The sequence below is a fragment of the Arthrobacter sp. DMZ02-1R genome, from assembly GCF_057747935.1.
In genome coordinates this window covers 3,328,731-3,344,010 of the sequence record NZ_CM173230.1, presented here as the reverse complement: position 1 = coordinate 3,344,010, position 15,280 = coordinate 3,328,731, and the positions used below count along the sequence as shown (strand labels likewise).

Sequence of the window (15,280 nt, the reverse complement as noted above, 5' to 3'; positions counted from 1 at the left end):
TGATTCTATCGAGTCACACGCGCATCATGCTCCCCTTCGGTAACGGCCTCTCCGCCCCCTTGCATGAACAAGACACGGCCGAGTGTCACATAGATGTCATAATCTTCGTCAGAAGGGGTCCGGTTTTCCTAGACTCTTCGTATTAGGTCATGAGTGCCAGTGACAGCCCCGGCTTGCTGGCCGGCAACCCTCCTCTCGCGGTGGGGTGCCCCGGGTGAAGACCTGGCCCTTCGCTTTTTTGGCGGCGGGCAAGCGCGATGTGAGGTGTCAACGAATGACAATTGCTGCAACAGCCATACCCCTTTCCGGCACCCGGGACGGAACGCTCAAGTATGTCTCCGTGGGTGGACTCGAACTGGAGGCCGGAGGTCTTCTCCCGGACGTCGTCCTTGCGTACGAGACGTGGGGACGGCTCAACGCCGATGCTTCAAACGCCGTGCTCGTGGAACATGCCCTGACGGGCAGCACGCACGTGGCCCGTGGCGAAAGCGACGAAGAGGGCTGGTGGGAGCAACTCGTTGGACCCGGGGCGACCATTGACACAAACCACTACTTCGTCGTCTCCGTCAACATCGTGGGAGGCTGCTACGGCAGCACAGGGCCGTCGTCGAGCGCGCCCGATAGCAAGCCGTGGGGTTCCCGGTTTCCGCTGGTGACGCTGCGGGACAGCACCGCGGCGGAAGCCCGGCTGGCCGACGCCTTGGGGATCCACAGCTGGCACACGGTGGTAGGCGGATCCATGGGCGGTGCGCGTGCCCTGGAATGGGCGGTCAGCTATCCGGACCGCGTGAAGCGATGTGCCGTGATTTCAATCGGGGCATGCAGCACTGCCGAGCAGATCGCGTTCGCGCAGGCCCAGACGCTCGCCATCCGGCAGGACGCCGATTTCAACGGTGGTGACTACTATGGCCAGCGCGCGCCCGAGGCAGGATTGGCCCTGGCCCGGCGGATCGCCCACATCACCTACCGTTCAGCGGAAGAACTGGATTTCCGCTTCGGCCGGAATGCCCAGGGCGGCGAGGCACCCCTTCAGGCTGCCGCGTTGGGAGACCGGGGCCGTTACCAGGTGGAGAGTTACCTCGACCATCAGGGAAGCAAACTGGTCCAGCGCTTCGACGCCAACAGCTACATCGCCATCACCGAGGCCCTCATGAGCCACGACATCACCCGTGGCCGGGGCTCATTGGAGGACGCGCTGTCCGTGGCCACAGCCACATTCTTTGTTGCCGCGGTGGACTCGGACCGGCTCTACTTTCCGGAGCAATCCCACGAACTTGCCAAGGCGCTGCCCGGCGAGGTCTCAGTGCACGTCATCGAAGCACCCATCGGGCACGACGGTTTCCTCACTGAGATCGGCCAGCTGGGCCCCCAGTTGCGCGACGCTTTCTTTGGCTGACCCAGGCTTTCTTCGCCTGAATCAGCCGTTCATGATCTCTTGGCGGAGCTTCATGTAGTCCTCCATGGCGATTTTCCCGTCGCTGTACTGCTGGTCCAGTTCGGCAAGTTTCCGGGCCCGGTAGCCATGGGGTGCGGTGTCCGGCAGGGGAACGGTCGACGACGGCGGAGCAGCCTGTGGTGCGGGCGTCGCCACCGGGGGCGGTGGCTCAGCCGGAATGATTACCGGTGGTTGCGCCGGGTATCCGTCGGGGTAGTTCTGCGGAGGACCGGGGAAATTCTGGCCTGGATAATTCTGGCCCGGGTAATTCTGCGGAGGGAAGTCCCTGATCCTGCGTTGGCGCGAACGGTTGAACATACGGATCCCCATGGGAATCAGCCAAGAGCAGACGATGATCCAGAAGATCAAATTGTTCACGATAGAGGCCTCCTAGGTCTTTCTCCAGCTTAGCCCGGCCCGTGTGGCAAGCGTCGTGGTCCTCCGTCACCTTCGGGGCAAAACGGAGTCGGCCGGACCGAAGACGGGTCCCGGCGTCGGGCGTTTTGGCAAGATCCCGTCGCCGGAGGACTGGTGCCGGATCCGGCGGATGACCCACGGGACAAAATACTCGCGTGCCCACACGAGATCGCCGGAGCGCGCTTCCCGCCAGCTGCGGTGCGGGAGTGGCTTGGGCTGGAGCGGCTCGAGATTATGCGGAACGTTGAGGGAATCGAGGACCATGGTGGCGATCGTGTGGTGGCCGAGTGGCGAGAAATGCAGGCGGTCTTCATCCCACATCTGCGAGTTGGAAAGTTGCCGCAGGGACCACATATCCGCCACCACTGCGTCATGGCGGGCGGCTACAGTCCGCAGGTTTTCGTTGTAGATGGCAACCTTGCCGCGGATCCGCCCAAGAACCGACGACGCGGTGTCCGGGCCGTTGAAGAGAACCACGGTGGCGCCTTCTGAGGTCAGGGTCTGTACCGTGGCATCGAGTTTCTCGGCCAGGGCATCGGGATCGCCGCCGGGGCGGATGAGGTCGTTGCCGCCCGCGGAGATGCTTACGAGGTCCGGCTTAAGGTCCATGCACGGGCCGAGTTGTTCGTCCACGATCTGTTGGAGCAGGCGCCCCCGGATCGCCAGGTTGGCGTAGGCGAAATCCCTGTGACCGCGGCTCAGCTCCTCGGCCACCCGATCGGCCCAGCCGCGATGTCCGCCCGGACTGTTGGGCTCGGGGTCGCCGATGCCCTCGGTAAACGAATCACCCAAAGCCACGTAGCGGGTCCACGGATGAATCCGCTCATCCGCGCCGTGCTCCACCGGGGAATCAGTGCCACTCACGTCCATATCCTGCCTTTTGCTGCAACGCTACGCGCCCGTAGCTTGTTACTCATGGGTAACTGTAAGAATAGTCCCATGAGTCAAGCTTCCGCCTTTCCCGCCCCGGTCGTTTTGTGGTCCCACGAAGAGGAGGAACGGGGTGGAAAGCCGTTGCTGGTCCTGTTGCACGGTTATGGATCCAACGAGCAAGACCTTTTTAGCCTGGCAAGCCTGCTGCCCCAGGAGTTCGTCGTCGCCTCGCTCCGCGCCCCGATCGCCACCGGCCCGGGCTTCACGTGGTTCCCGCTCACTGCGTCCATCGACTACTCGCTCGACGCCGTCAAGGCCGCGGCCGAGTATGTGTTTTCCTGGTTGGACTCCTTCAAGTCCAACCACAGCTCGGTGACGCTCCTCGGGTTCTCCATGGGCATGGCCATGGCCACCTCGCTGCTCCGGCAGCGGCCGGCGGACTTTGCCGCCGTCGTCGGGCTTTCAGGCTTCGCCGTCGACGCCGATGCCGACCCCACGTTCCGGGACGCCGAACTGGACGGTTCCGTGCCGCTCTTCTGGGGACGGGACCAGCAGGATCCAGTCATTACCCCGGACAAGATCGAATACACCATGGGGTGGGTCCGAAAGCACACGGACCTTACCAAGGTGCTCTACACAGGCATGTGGCACGGCATCAACCAGCAGGAAATCGGCCACGTGGGCGAATTCCTGGAGCACAAGGTCCTCACGTCCGTCTGAAAGCAATGCGGGGTCACTTATGGCCCATTCTGAGGCACGTAATGGGCCATAAGTGACCCCGCGTTGCTAGGACTCCTTGGTGATCCGCACGGTTTGTCCGTTGACGGTCACGGTGTCGCCTGCATGGAGCTGGCGGCCGCGCCGATCGTCGATCTCTCCGTTGACTTTGACCAGCCCGTTTTTGATGAGCTCGGTGGCCTCCACGCCGTCCTCCACCAGGTTGGCGAGCTTCAGGAGCTGGCCGAGGCGGATCATGTCGTCGCGGATGGGGATTTCTTGAATTTGCGGGTTGCTCATACAAGCAATGATGCCTGAAGTAGGGTGGTGAAAGTGCCGCCAACGTCCCGCCCAGCCTCCCGAAGTACTTCTGGAAGTACCTCCAGAACTTCCCTTCCCGTGCTCACCGGGCTGCTGCTTGCGGTGGCCAACGGTATCCTGCTTCCGGTCCAAGGCCGGATCAACAGTGCGCTGGGGGCCAGGCTCGACGACGGCGTCGCGGCCGCCGGCGTAAGCTTCACTACCGGGCTGGTACTGATCGCCGTGATCGGCCTTGCACTACCGAAAGGCCGCGCAGGTTTGCGCCGGATAGTGCCTGCCGTCAAGGAGCGCAGCTTTCCGCGGTTCTATGTGGTGGCCGGCGGGATCGGCGCCCTCTACGTGATTGCCCAATCGTTCACCATTGGCCTGCTTGGCGTCGCGTTGTTCACGGTAGCCGTGATCACCGGGCAGACCGTGAGCGGCCTTTTCGTGGACCGGCTCGGCATCGCCCCCGGCGGCAAACGCTCGATCACCGGGGTCCGGATCCTTGGTAGCGTCCTGACGATTGCCGCCGTCGTCTGGGCCGTCTCGCCGCGCCTCGGGGCGGCCACCGACGTCGGATCCTTGTTGCTCCCCATCCTGTTGCCGGTCGTGGCGGGCTGCCTCATGAGTTTCCAGCAAGCCATGAACGGCACCGCAACCGTGCACTACGGCAGCCCCATCGCCGCCACGCTGGTCAACTTCGTCGCCGGAGCAGTCATCCTATGGGTCGCCTGGCTCGTCAAACTGCTGCTGGGCGGCCCCGGTCACGCCCTGCCTGCTGAATGGTGGTACTACCTGGGCGGACCCATTGGCTGCGTCTTCATCGGGCTCGCGGCCTTGCTGGTCCGCAGCCTGGGTGTCTTGGTGACGGGGCTGGGGATGATCGCCGGGCAGTTGCTCGGATCACTCGCGCTGGACCTGGTCTTCCCGGCACCCGGAACGGTTGTGGCCTTGCCCACGGTCCTTGGCACCTTGTTGACGCTGTCCGCCATCATCGTGGCCACTTTGCCTTGGCCGAAGGGTGCCCTCGCTTCCCGCGGTTCCGTCCGGGGGCAGGCCGGCCAGCTCCGGAAGAAGGACAGCGGCCAAAGGCCGGTAGGCTAGGACACGCAGCTTCCTGCACAGCACTAACTTCGCGCACAACCGCGGACCGCACCCAGCGGCCCTGTAGAACATTGGAGTACCCATGGCAGCAAAATCCGTCCTCGACCAGGTCATTTCCCTCTCCAAGCGGAGGGGCTTCGTGTTCCAGGCCGGTGAAATCTATGGTGGCTCCCGCTCAGCGTGGGACTACGGCCCCCTGGGTGCCGAGCTGAAGGAAAACATCAAGCGCCAATGGTGGCAGAGCGTGGTCCGTGGCCGCGAGGATGTGGTGGGCTTGGATTCTTCCGTGATCCTGCCGCGCCAGGTATGGGAAGCTTCCGGCCACGTCGAGGTGTTCTCGGACCCCTTGGTCGAGTGCCTTTCCTGCCACAAGCGCTACCGCGCGGACCACCTCGAAGAAGAGTACGAGGAAAAGAAGGGCCGTCCCGCTGAGAACGGCCTCAAGGACATTGCGTGCGCCAACTGCGGCACCCGTGGAGAATGGACCGAACCTCAGGAGTTCTCCGGCCTGCTCAAGACCTACCTCGGGCCGGTGACCAGCGAAGAAGGCCTGCACTACCTGCGCCCGGAAACCGCGCAGGGCATCTTTGTGAACTTCAGCAACGTGCTCACCACGTCGCGCAAGAAGCCGCCCTTCGGCATCGGCCAAATCGGCAAGTCCTTCCGCAACGAGATCACGCCGGGCAACTTCATCTTCCGCACCCGCGAGTTCGAACAGATGGAAATGGAATTCTTCGTCGAGCCCGGCACGGACGAAGAATGGCACCAGTACTGGATGAAGGAACGTATGTCCTGGTACACCGATCTGGGCATCCGGCCAGAGAACTTGCGCTTCTTCGAGCACCCGCTGGACAAGCTCAGCCACTACTCCAAGGGCACCACGGACATCGAATACCGCTTCGGTTTCCAGGGCTCCGAGTGGGGCGAGCTCGAGGGCATCGCAAACCGGACCGACTTCGACCTCACCACTCACTCGAAAGCATCAGGCCAGGATCTGAGCTACTTCAACCAGGCCACCGATGAGCGCTACACCCCGTACGTGATCGAGCCCGCGGCCGGCCTGACCCGTTCCTTCATGGCCTTCTTGATCGACGCCTACACAGAGGACGAGGCCCCCAACACAAAGGGTGGTGTCGACGTCCGCACTGTCCTGAGGCTTGACCCGCGCCTGGCTCCCGTCAAGGCAGCCGTGCTTCCCCTGAGCCGCAACGAGGACCTGTCCCCGAAGGCGAAGGACTTGGGCGCCCAACTGCGTAAGAACTGGAACATCGACTTCGACGACGCCGGCGCCATCGGCCGCCGCTACCGTCGCCAGGACGAGATCGGTACTCCGTTCTGCATCACCGTGGACTTTGACACCCTTGACGACCAGGCGGTCACGATCCGTGAGCGCGACACCATGAGCCAGGAACGCGTCTCGCTCGACAAGGTTGAAGGCTACTTGGCCGCACGACTGATCGGCGCTTAAGCGTGTCAATCGAGTACCGCGAATGGCGTGATGGCGACGACCTGGCGCTCCTGGAAATGTGGGGTGGGCCAGAAACCCTGCCGGCCCAGCAGTTCCGGGCGGCACTGGCGCCATCGGGCAACGGCGGCCAAGGCCAGCCTTGGCGCCGGTGCATCGTGGCAGAAGACGTTGTTGACGGCATCGGCATCCCGGTGGCTGCCGGCGTGGTCCACGAAGCTTCCCTGCACCCGGAACGTCTCTGGGCCTACATCGAGGTTGCCAAGGATCACCGCCGGAGCGGGATAGGGGCCACGCTCCTCACCACGCTGCGACGCGAAGCCGAACAGTCGCCGTCGGGGGTTAACAAGCTGCGCAGCAAGGTGGAGCCCGGCACCTCCGGGGCCGCCTTCGCCGAGTGGGCAGGGCTCGCGCCCATCCAGCGCTCACAACTTGTGGTGGTGGATCCGGAGCCGCTGAGGCTTCCGGTGTTTGGTGACGGTTCCGAGGAAGCGGCTTCCGAGCAGGTTGAAGACCTCGCCACGGGATCCGTGGAACTGAGCGACGTCGTCGGCCGGTACTACACCGCAGTCCACCACTGGGACAGCCCGGGCGAACTGGGCATCCCCACGGTGCAGCGGCTGTTCCTTGACGAGCTGACGGGGGCGCATGGTGCCCTCGTACTGCGCGCTCCGAAGGCCAGTGCTTTTGGTTCGGGCGTTCCGGCCACCCGCAAGGGCAAGTTGCAGGCCTTCGCCATCAGCTATGCCCAGGGCAGCTCGGATGAACCCTCGGAAGTGTTCCTGGGCCACGAACCGCGTTTGCAGGATGGCGAGGCCCGCGAGGCAGTCCGTGATTTGCTGGCGCTCATTGCCTACCAGCATCCGGTGCTCCTCGAAGTGGACGATTCCATGACGGCTGTGCGCGCAGTCGTGGATCCGCTGCTTGAGCTGGGCAAAGCGAAACTCCGGGGTGCGGACACCTTGATAGTCAGCGACTAGCCCCAGCCGAACCCTTGACGACACCGCTGCCCTGGGTGTAGGCATGACGAGGTAAGCCCCAGTCGTTGGTCTGGTGGGGCAGCGGCGGGTGGAACGAATCCGGTCTCCTGAAGAGAATCGGCGGTAACACCCATGAACGGAACAGCCCTCGACGGACTGCGCGAACAGCTCCGCGGGCAACTCATCACGCCAAGCGATCCTGACTATGATTCCGCCCGCGCCGTCTTCAACGGGATGATCGACAAGCGCCCCGCAGGGGTCGTCCGGGTGGCGCAGGTGGCGGACGTCATTGCGGGCGTTAACTTCGCCCGGGACAACGCCCTGCCCTTGGCGATTCGCGGCGGCGGCCACAGCGCCCCCGGCTTCGGGACCTGGGACGATGCCCTGGTCCTCGATTTCGTCAACCGCACCGGTGTCCGTGTTGACCCCGAAGCCGGCACGGCCCGTGCCGAGGCAGGAGCGACCTGGGCAGACTTCAACCATGCCACCCACGCATTTGGCCTTGCCACCACCGGCGGCATCGTTGGATCCACCGGTATCGCCGGCCTGACCCTGGGCGGCGGCATCGGCTATCTCGCCCGCAAGCACGGCCTGTCTTGTGACAACTTGATATCGGCGGACGTCGTGACGGCAGACGGCAAATTCCTCACTGCGAGCGAAACCCGGAACGAGGACCTCTTCTGGGCGTTGCGGGGAGGCGGAGGCAACTTCGGCGTGGTGACGTCGCTTGAATACAAACTGCACCCGGTGGACATGGTCTACGTGGGCATTGTCATCTACGGAGCAGAGCACACCGAGACCGTCGCCAAGTTCTACCGGGATTACATGGACTCTGCCCCTGAAGAGTTCGGGGCGTTCCTCGGATTCCACCAAGGGCCGCCGGTGCCGTTCCTTCCCGAGGAATGGCATGGGAAACCTGTTTGCGTTGTGGTCGGAATGTGGACGGGGGACATGGCAGCGGGCGAGTCTCGGTGGCAGCCGTTCCTCGACGTCGCACCCGTGGCCGGATCCCTTGTCACCCCGATGCCCTATCCGGCACTCAACGTGGCGTTTGACGGACTCAATCCCAAAGGCCTGCAGGGGTACTGGAAAGCCAACTTCATCAGTGAATTGAATGATGGCGTCATTGGTGCGCACGCGGAGTTTGGTTCCACGGTCACAAGCGTCAACACCTCGGTCCACGTCTATCCGATCGACGGCGCGGCGGCCCGCGTCGGGGCCCAAGACACGGCTTTCGCGAACCGCGGGATGAAGTTCGCCCCCGTGATCGCGGCACAATGGCCGGACCCCGCAGACAACAAAGCCAACATTGCCTGGGCCCGCAGCTACGCAGAGGCCCTCCGTCCGCATTCTGCTGCCAGTGGCTACATCAACTTCATGGATGCGGAAGACCAGAACCGTGTTGCCGAGAACTACGGTGTCAACTACGAGCGACTCCAGGCCATCAAAGGCAAGTACGATCCCGGAAACCTCTTCCACGTGAACCAGAACATCAAACCCGCCTGAACACCTCGTCCGAGTGACGCCCAACTGACTCGCAGTTAATGCCGTTATGAGGCGTCAAAACGACATTAAATGCGAGCCAGTTGGGCGGGATTCCGGGATCTCCGGGTGTCAGGATCGCATACCGTTGCGCTGGCCCACGTAGGGTTGTAGGCATGAGGTTTTGCAGCTAATGGGTCACGGTCATTCACACGGTCACACGGAACACTTGGAGCCAAGCCCACGGGCGCTCGCGGCGCGGAAACGGGCCAACTGGCTCCTCGTAGCCGTGCTGGCGCCGCTCGCCGTGCTCACGATCGTCGCCATGCTCGTCATGTGGCCGTCAGGGAGCAAGGCGGGCATATCCCTCGCAAGCCCCTACCAGGCTGCCCCGGGCGTGACGTTCGATACCGGCAAGATCCAAGCCGTCACGCAGGAGAACTGCTCCCAGGGTGCCCAAGCCCAAGGTGCCCAAGCTCCGGGGACGGACCAAAGCAACGGTGCGCAACAGCAAGGTTCCCAGTGCACCTTCGCGGCCACGCAGCCGGACAATGGCGGCAGTCCCGTCAAGGTGGTCATCAACCCTGACGTCGCGAAGTCCCACGGCGTCAAGGTGGGGGACAGCATCCGTTACCTGAACCTCTCCGGCGTGCAGGGCGCAGCGGTAGGCAACGGCTCGCCGTCGTACGTTTTCCTGGATTTCGTGCGGACCGTGCCCATGGCCCTCTTGGCGATCCTGTACGCGGTGGTGGTCATCGCCGTCGCGCGCTGGCGCGGCTTCAGGGCGCTCCTTGGACTGGCCGGAGCCTACGTGGTGCTGGTCAGCTTCATGCTTCCGGGACTGGTGGAAGGCAAGCCGCCACTGCTGGTGGCGTTGGTTGGCTCCACCGCCATCATGATGGGGGTGCTCTATTTCGCCCACGGCTTCTCGGCCAGGACATCCACCGCCTTGCTGGGCACCATCTTCGGCCTCAGCATCACGGCGCTGCTGGCAGCCTGGGCCACAGACGCGGCCAACCTGACCGGAGTGGGCAGCCACGACGCCGCTGCGCTGGTGAACATGTCGGACAAGATCTCCATTTCCGGAATCATCTTGTGCGGGCTCATCATCTCCGGTCTAGGCGTCCTGAACGATGTCACCATCACCCAGTCTTCGGCCGTGTGGGAACTCTATGAACTCGCGCCTGAGACGAGTGCCCGCACGCTGTTCTCGTCCGCCATGAGGATTGGCCGTGACCACATCGCCTCCACGGTCTACACCATCGCCTTTGCCTACGCTGGCGCCGCGCTTCCTATCCTGATCATTGTCATGCTGTACGACCGCCCGCTGGTAGATGCGCTCACCAGTGCGGAGTTGTCCGAGGAAGTCATCCGGACGCTGGTGGGCTCAATTGGCCTGGTGTTGGCCATCCCCGTGACCACGTTGATCGCGGTCCTGATAGTCAAGGCGACTGGTGCCAGGCGGCTCGCTGCAGCCGACGCTGCGGGTCCGCCAGTGGCCGACGACGACGGCAACGTCCGTGAGCTTGAATCCGCTGAATCGGCGGACGCCTTCGAATCATTCGACACCGGCGAGCTCGCCGCCGTCGTCATGACCAGGCGGGCACGCAGGGAAGCAGAACGTCGCTAGCCTCTCGATGACATTTGTCATCCCTCATTGGTGACACACGCCCGGGCGCCGGACGCGGATCTCGGCTTTGATGGGTAGTGGAGCAAACCATCAGCCAAGGAGCGTCATGACAACAACGAGTGTGCCGGCCGTCCACGCAGCCGGACTGCACAAGAGCTTCGGGAAGGTCCACGCCGTCCGCGGCCTGGACTTGACAGTGCAGCCGGGAGAGGTGGTGGCGTTCCTCGGGCCCAACGGCGCGGGCAAGACCACTACCATCGACATGATCCTCGGATTGAGCGCCCCGGACCAGGGAAGCGTTTCCATCTTCGGGCACACCCCCCGGGGAGCGATCGCCCGCGGCCAGGTGGCAGCTGTGATGCAGACCGGCGGCCTGCTGCGGGACATCAGCGTCCGTGAGACCGTGCAGCTCAACGCCGCAATGTTCGATTCCTCCCGCCCTGTGGACGAAGTCCTGGCGCGCGCCGGCATCCTGGAGATTGCGGACCGCAAGGTGGAAAAATGCTCCGGCGGTCAGCAGCAGCGGCTGCGCTTCGCCATGGCGCTCGTCTCCGATCCCGGATTGCTCATCCTGGACGAGCCCACTACAGGCATGGACGTCGCCGGGCGGCGCGACTTCTGGAGCGCCATCAGGGCCGACGCACTGCGCGGACGGACCGTCATCTTCGCCACCCATTACCTCGAAGAAGCCGACGCCTACGCGGACAGGATTGTCCTGGTCCGGCAGGGCAGCATCGTTGCCGACGGTACTGCGGCCCAGATCAAGAACCTGGCCTCCGGCCGCACCGTCAAAGCGTCGCTTCCGGCAGCGGAGCGCGGATTGCTCGCCGGGATGCCACCGGTGGAAAGCATGGATTTCGACGGCGGGCGCCTCACCGTCCGCACCGGCGACTCGGACGCCGTCGTCCGCTACTTGCTCAACAACACCGGGGCGCACGACGTCGAGGTGGCGGCCAACAACCTCGAGGAGGCCTTCGTGGCCCTCACCGGAGACGATGCCGTGCCGGAATCCACGAGCATCACTTTTGAAGGAGACCTCGTATGAGCACCGCAACCGTCGTCCAGGAACGGAAGCCGTCCACCGGCGGGGTCAACCGCACGTTCCTCTGGATCGAGATCAAGCGGATGCTCCGGAACCGCCGGACCATCATTTTCACGGTGTTCATGCCGGCCGTCTTCTTCTTCATTTTCGGCCTGTCCAACAAGGACAAGCTACTGCCCAACGGGCACAGCTACGGCCAGTACATCCTCATCAGCCTGACGGTGTATGCGGCCATGACCGCAGCCACGGGCGCGGGCAGCCAAGTGGCAGTGGAACGTGCCCAAGGCTGGAGCCGCCAGCTTCGCCTCACGCCCCTCCTGCCCGGCGCATACATCGCGGTGAAGGCGCTGGCCGCCCTGACGCTTTCCCTCGTTGCCGTCGTGGCCCAGTTCGCCATCGGTGCCTTGGCGGGTGTCACCATGGACGCCCAGACCTGGCTGACAGCGGGGTTGGTAGCCTGGCTGGGCTCCCTGGTCTTCGCGGCCCTCGGTTTGTTCGTCGGATACCTCATGCCGAGCCAGAACGTCATGCAGATCCTCGGCCCGGCCCTGGCCATCCTTGCCATGCTCGGCGGGTTGTTCATGCCGATCGAGATCATGGGGGAGACCTTCGGGAACATCGCCAAGTTCACCCCTGCGTACGGGATCGGGCAATTGGCCCGGAGCCCGATCACCGGCGAGTTCGACTGGGCGTGGATCGTCAACGTACTCATCTGGCTCGTGATCTTCGTGGCCGGGGCTGCGATGGCTTTCCGCCGCGACACGAAGCGTGTCTGAACAGGCCGCTAGGGTAGGCACCATGACCAGCAACGCAGGCGGAACCTCCTTCAGGGATGTGTTCACCGGTAACGTGTTCAGCGGCACCATGTTCCGCGGTCCTGGGCCACGGGGCTGGTTCATCGGTGCGGGACTCTCAATCCTGCTCTGGGCCTGGCCGACGTGGAACATCGTGTGGTCCGTGGACGAGCCTTTGGCCTGGAAAGTGGCGGCGTCGGCGTCCCTGGTCGTGTTTTTCGCTGCCTACGCTTTCCTGCCCCTGATCAGTTGGTGCCTTGGCGTCCGGGCAGGCATCGTGTCCGTCTGCATCCTGCTGGCCCTGAACGGGGTGGTCATCTTCTTCATCGGCAGGGATGCCTTGTGGACCTGGACGTTCCTTGCCTGTGCCATAGCCATGACTTCCCTTCCGCCGCGCGCGGACTTCTTCCTCATCGTCACCTTGTCACTTGCCTCCCTCTCCACCCAGCTGCTGACGGGCAACGGGGAGCAGGCCTTGCTCCAGTCCGGGCTCATCCTGTCCCTCGGCCTCATGATGTCCGCCTTTGCGCGCCTCATCAGGCAGACGGCACGGCTCCGCGAAGCACAGACTGAATTGGCCGACGCAGCCGTCGCCGCAGAGCGCAGCCGCGTGGCCCGGGACATGCACGACATCCTGGGGCATTCCCTGACGGTGATCGCCGTCAAGGCCGAGTTGGCCGGGCGGATGCTGGACGCGGTCTCCGGCGACCCTGCCCGGGACAGGGCCGCTGCCGAGATCGCCGCGGTGCAGGACCTGGCCCGTGGCGCGCTCGCCGACGTCCGCGCCACGGTGGCCGGTTACCGTGGCGTCAACGTCCTGGCGGAGCTCGCAGTCGCCCGGACCGCACTGGAATCGGCCGGGATCGACGCCGAATTGCCGGGAACCGTTGAACAAGTTCCAGCGAGGCACCGGGAACTCTTCGGCTGGGTGCTGCGCGAAGGGATCACCAACGTTGTGCGGCACTCCGGCGCCGCGCGCTGCCGCGTCCGGTTGACGGCGTCGAGCGTTCTAGTGGAGGACGACGGCGTCGGCCCGGCATCCGGAGGCCGCTCGGGGAATGGACTGGCCGGGATCCGCGAACGCGTGGGCGCCGCCGGGGGAACGGTCAGCACTGGCCCGAGTGACCTGGGAGGGTTCAGATTGGCGGTTGAGGTATGAGCATCCGATTGGTGATCGCAGACGATCAGGCGCTGGTGCGCGGAGCACTGGCAGCTTTGCTGGGTCTTGAGCCGGACATCGAGGTGGTCGCAGAACTGGGCGACGGGACCGGGGTGGCGGCCGCCGTCGTCGAGCACTCCGCCGATGTGGCAATGCTGGACGTCGAGATGCCCGGCCTGGACGGCATCAGCGCGGCAGCGGCCGTGCGGCAGGCCGCGCCATCGTGCCGGGTCCTCATGGTCACCACCTTTGGACGGCCCGGCTACCTCAAGCGCGCCATGCAGGCAGGAGCGTCCGGGTTCGTCGTCAAGGACACCCCGGCGCGGCAACTGGCCGAAGCCGTACGCCGTGTCCACCAGGGCCTTAGGGTGGTGGACCCAGTGCTCGCCGCGGAATCCTTGACCGCCGGAGACAGTCCTTTGACCGAACGTGAGGGGGAGGTGCTCAAAGCGGCGTCCGACGGCGGAACGGTCGCCGATATCGCGAAGTCGGCGATGCTTTCGGAAGGGACCGTCCGCAACTACCTGTCCGCGGCCATGTCCAAGACCGGCGGGCGGACCCGTGCCGAGGCCGTGCGCATCGCCGAGGACAACGGCTGGCTGCTCTAGCGTCCCGGTTTGAGAACGGCGCTCCAGTCGATTTGCCCCGCTTTGAGACAATGGACGGGTGACTGTAGTAGCAACACCCCCTTCGCCCAAGCTCGAGCTGCCCCCGTTGCAGCTTGGCCGGATCACCGTGGACACTCCAGTGATCCTGGCCCCGATGGCCGGAATCACCAACTCGGCGTTCCGCAGACTGTGCCGTGAATACGGCGGCGGACTGTACGTCGCCGAGATGGTGACCTCCCGTGCCCTGGTGGAGCGCACCCCGGAATCGTTGCGCATCATTTCCCACGACGACGACGAAAAGGTCCGGTCCGTGCAGCTGTACGGCGTGGATCCCGTCACCGTGGGCCAGGCCGTACGCATGCTTGTCGAAGAAGACCGCGCGGACCACATCGACCTCAACTTCGGCTGCCCCGTGCCCAAGGTCACCCGGCGCGGCGGGGGTTCCGCCCTGCCGTGGAAGATCGACCTCTTCACCGCCATCGTCCAGACAGCGGTGAGGGAAGCCTCCAAAGGCGATGTTCCGCTGACCATCAAGATGCGCAAAGGCATCGACGAGGACCACCTTACGTACCTCGACGCCGGCCGGATCGCCCGCGATTCCGGTGTTGCCGCCGTCGCCCTCCACGGCCGCACTGCCGCCCAGTTCTACTCCGGCCAGGCCGACTGGTCCGCCATCGCCCGCTTGCGTGAGGCCCTTCCGGACATTCCCGTCCTCGGCAACGGCGATATCTGGTCCGCCGAAGACGCAGTGCGCATGGTGCGAGAAACCGGGATCGACGGCGTCGTGGTGGGCCGCGGCTGCCAAGGACGCCCATGGCTCTTCGGTGACCTCCAGGCGGCCTTTGAAGGCAGCGATCAGCGCCACCGCCCGGGCCTGCGCGAAGTAGCCGACGGTGTGTACCGCCACGCCGAACTCATGATCGAAACCTTCGGCAACGATGAATACAAGGCCCTGCGCGAAATCCGCAAGCACATGGCCTGGTACTTCAAGGGCTACGTGGTGGGCGGAGAACTGCGCGCCAAACTGGCCACCGTGCCCACCCTCGAGGTCCTGCGCGAACTACTGGACCAACTGGACATGGACCTGCCGTATCCGGGCATCGACTCGGAGGGCCCGCGCGGCCGTGCAGGTTCACCCAAGAAGCCGGCCTTGCCCAAGGATTGGCTCCTCAGCCGGCAAATGGACGCGGACCAAACCCGCGACATCGCCGCGGCAGAACTCGACGTCTCAGGCGGCTAAAGCGCGGCCTGGCCGCTACCCGTGCACACGC

15 protein-coding genes and 1 riboswitch are annotated in these 15,280 nt (G+C 64.5%); of the genes, 12 read left to right on the top strand and 3 right to left on the bottom strand.

The features are described 5' to 3' along the window. Positions 1 to 145 precede the first annotated feature (145 nt). A riboswitch (SAM riboswitch) is annotated at positions 146 to 261 on the top strand. Positions 262 to 274: 13 nt separating this feature from the next. Beyond that, on the top strand, positions 275 to 1,396 hold the full coding sequence (gene metX / locus AC3ANQ_RS16030) for a homoserine O-acetyltransferase MetX (protein WP_488301947.1): 1,122 nt from the start codon (positions 275 to 277) through the stop codon (positions 1,394 to 1,396). Positions 1,397 to 1,417: 21 nt separating this feature from the next. On the opposite strand, the gene AC3ANQ_RS16025 is transcribed toward metX, so the two are convergent. Both AC3ANQ_RS16025 and AC3ANQ_RS16020 read right to left on the bottom strand, forming a co-directional pair. Further along, positions 1,418 to 1,813, bottom strand: a complete 396-nt coding sequence (locus tag AC3ANQ_RS16025) for a hypothetical protein (RefSeq protein WP_488301946.1) — start codon at positions 1,811 to 1,813, stop codon at positions 1,418 to 1,420. A 66-nt stretch (positions 1,814 to 1,879) separates the two neighbouring features. Then, a complete protein-coding gene (locus AC3ANQ_RS16020; RefSeq protein WP_488301945.1) occupies positions 1,880 to 2,722 on the bottom strand; it encodes an SGNH/GDSL hydrolase family protein in 843 nt (280 codons plus the stop codon). A gap of 69 nt (positions 2,723 to 2,791) precedes the next feature. Here AC3ANQ_RS16020 and AC3ANQ_RS16015 point away from each other — a divergent pair, with 69 nt between their 5' ends. Then, positions 2,792 to 3,445 (top strand): alpha/beta hydrolase, encoded by a 654-nt coding sequence (locus AC3ANQ_RS16015; RefSeq protein WP_488301944.1) that lies wholly within the window; start codon positions 2,792 to 2,794, stop codon positions 3,443 to 3,445. Between the two features lie 66 nt (positions 3,446 to 3,511). Here AC3ANQ_RS16015 and AC3ANQ_RS16010 read toward each other — a convergent pair whose 3' ends face one another. Next, positions 3,512 to 3,742 (bottom strand): RNA-binding S4 domain-containing protein, encoded by a 231-nt coding sequence (locus AC3ANQ_RS16010; protein WP_488301943.1) that lies wholly within the window; start codon positions 3,740 to 3,742, stop codon positions 3,512 to 3,514. 99 nt (positions 3,743 to 3,841) lie between these two features. Between AC3ANQ_RS16010 and AC3ANQ_RS16005 the strand changes: the two genes are divergently transcribed. The 10 genes from AC3ANQ_RS16005 (at position 3,842) to dusB (ending at position 15,249) form a co-directional block, all read left to right on the top strand. Next, a complete protein-coding gene (locus tag AC3ANQ_RS16005) occupies positions 3,842 to 4,849 on the top strand; it encodes a DMT family transporter (RefSeq protein WP_488301942.1) in 1,008 nt (335 codons plus the stop codon). Positions 4,850 to 4,931: 82 nt separating this feature from the next. Next, positions 4,932 to 6,317 (top strand): glycine--tRNA ligase, encoded by a 1,386-nt coding sequence (locus tag AC3ANQ_RS16000; protein ID WP_488301941.1) that lies wholly within the window; start codon positions 4,932 to 4,934, stop codon positions 6,315 to 6,317. 2 nt (positions 6,318 to 6,319) lie between these two features. Beyond that, on the top strand, positions 6,320 to 7,294 hold the full coding sequence (locus AC3ANQ_RS15995) for a GNAT family N-acetyltransferase (protein ID WP_488301940.1): 975 nt from the start codon (positions 6,320 to 6,322) through the stop codon (positions 7,292 to 7,294). Between the two features lie 132 nt (positions 7,295 to 7,426). Then, positions 7,427 to 8,800: an FAD-binding oxidoreductase gene (locus tag AC3ANQ_RS15990; protein WP_488301939.1), complete on the top strand. Its 1,374-nt coding sequence runs from the start codon at positions 7,427 to 7,429 to the stop codon at positions 8,798 to 8,800. Positions 8,801 to 8,969: 169 nt separating this feature from the next. Beyond that, a complete protein-coding gene (locus tag AC3ANQ_RS15985) occupies positions 8,970 to 10,406 on the top strand; it encodes a YibE/F family protein (RefSeq protein ID WP_488301938.1) in 1,437 nt (478 codons plus the stop codon). 106 nt (positions 10,407 to 10,512) lie between these two features. Continuing rightward, positions 10,513 to 11,451 (top strand): ABC transporter ATP-binding protein, encoded by a 939-nt coding sequence (locus AC3ANQ_RS15980; protein WP_488301937.1) that lies wholly within the window; start codon positions 10,513 to 10,515, stop codon positions 11,449 to 11,451. Then, a complete protein-coding gene (locus tag AC3ANQ_RS15975) occupies positions 11,448 to 12,224 on the top strand; it encodes an ABC transporter permease (protein WP_488301936.1) in 777 nt (258 codons plus the stop codon). The genes AC3ANQ_RS15980 and AC3ANQ_RS15975 overlap by 4 nt, the downstream gene beginning before the upstream one ends. A gap of 22 nt (positions 12,225 to 12,246) precedes the next feature. Continuing rightward, entirely contained in the window at positions 12,247 to 13,401 is a 1,155-nt protein-coding gene (locus AC3ANQ_RS15970) for a sensor histidine kinase (RefSeq protein WP_488301935.1), read from the top strand. Next, positions 13,398 to 14,009, top strand: coding sequence for a response regulator transcription factor (locus tag AC3ANQ_RS15965; protein ID WP_488301934.1), 612 nt, complete (start codon positions 13,398 to 13,400; stop codon positions 14,007 to 14,009). Before AC3ANQ_RS15970 ends, AC3ANQ_RS15965 begins: the two co-directional genes overlap by 4 nt. Positions 14,010 to 14,067: 58 nt before the next feature. Next, positions 14,068 to 15,249 carry a tRNA dihydrouridine synthase DusB gene (gene dusB, locus AC3ANQ_RS15960; RefSeq protein ID WP_488301933.1) on the top strand — a complete coding sequence of 394 codons (1,182 nt, stop codon included), beginning with the start codon at positions 14,068 to 14,070 and terminating at the stop codon, positions 15,247 to 15,249. Positions 15,250 to 15,280: the final 31 nt, after the last annotated feature.

Coding starts and splice junctions, on each gene's coding strand:
- metX (WP_488301947.1), top strand. CDS start 275: ATGACAATTGCTGCAACAGCCATACCCCTTTCCGGCACCCGGGACGGA.
- AC3ANQ_RS16020 (WP_488301945.1), bottom strand. CDS start 2,722: ATGGACGTGAGTGGCACTGATTCCCCGGTGGAGCACGGCGCGGATGAG.
- AC3ANQ_RS16015 (WP_488301944.1), top strand. CDS start 2,792: ATGAGTCAAGCTTCCGCCTTTCCCGCCCCGGTCGTTTTGTGGTCCCAC.
- AC3ANQ_RS16010 (WP_488301943.1), bottom strand. CDS start 3,742: ATGAGCAACCCGCAAATTCAAGAAATCCCCATCCGCGACGACATGATC.
- AC3ANQ_RS16000 (WP_488301941.1), top strand. CDS start 4,932: ATGGCAGCAAAATCCGTCCTCGACCAGGTCATTTCCCTCTCCAAGCGG.
- AC3ANQ_RS15990 (WP_488301939.1), top strand. CDS start 7,427: ATGAACGGAACAGCCCTCGACGGACTGCGCGAACAGCTCCGCGGGCAA.
- AC3ANQ_RS15985 (WP_488301938.1), top strand. CDS start 8,970: ATGGGTCACGGTCATTCACACGGTCACACGGAACACTTGGAGCCAAGC.
- AC3ANQ_RS15980 (WP_488301937.1), top strand. CDS start 10,513: ATGACAACAACGAGTGTGCCGGCCGTCCACGCAGCCGGACTGCACAAG.
- AC3ANQ_RS15975 (WP_488301936.1), top strand. CDS start 11,448: ATGAGCACCGCAACCGTCGTCCAGGAACGGAAGCCGTCCACCGGCGGG.
- AC3ANQ_RS15970 (WP_488301935.1), top strand. CDS start 12,247: ATGACCAGCAACGCAGGCGGAACCTCCTTCAGGGATGTGTTCACCGGT.
- AC3ANQ_RS15965 (WP_488301934.1), top strand. CDS start 13,398: ATGAGCATCCGATTGGTGATCGCAGACGATCAGGCGCTGGTGCGCGGA.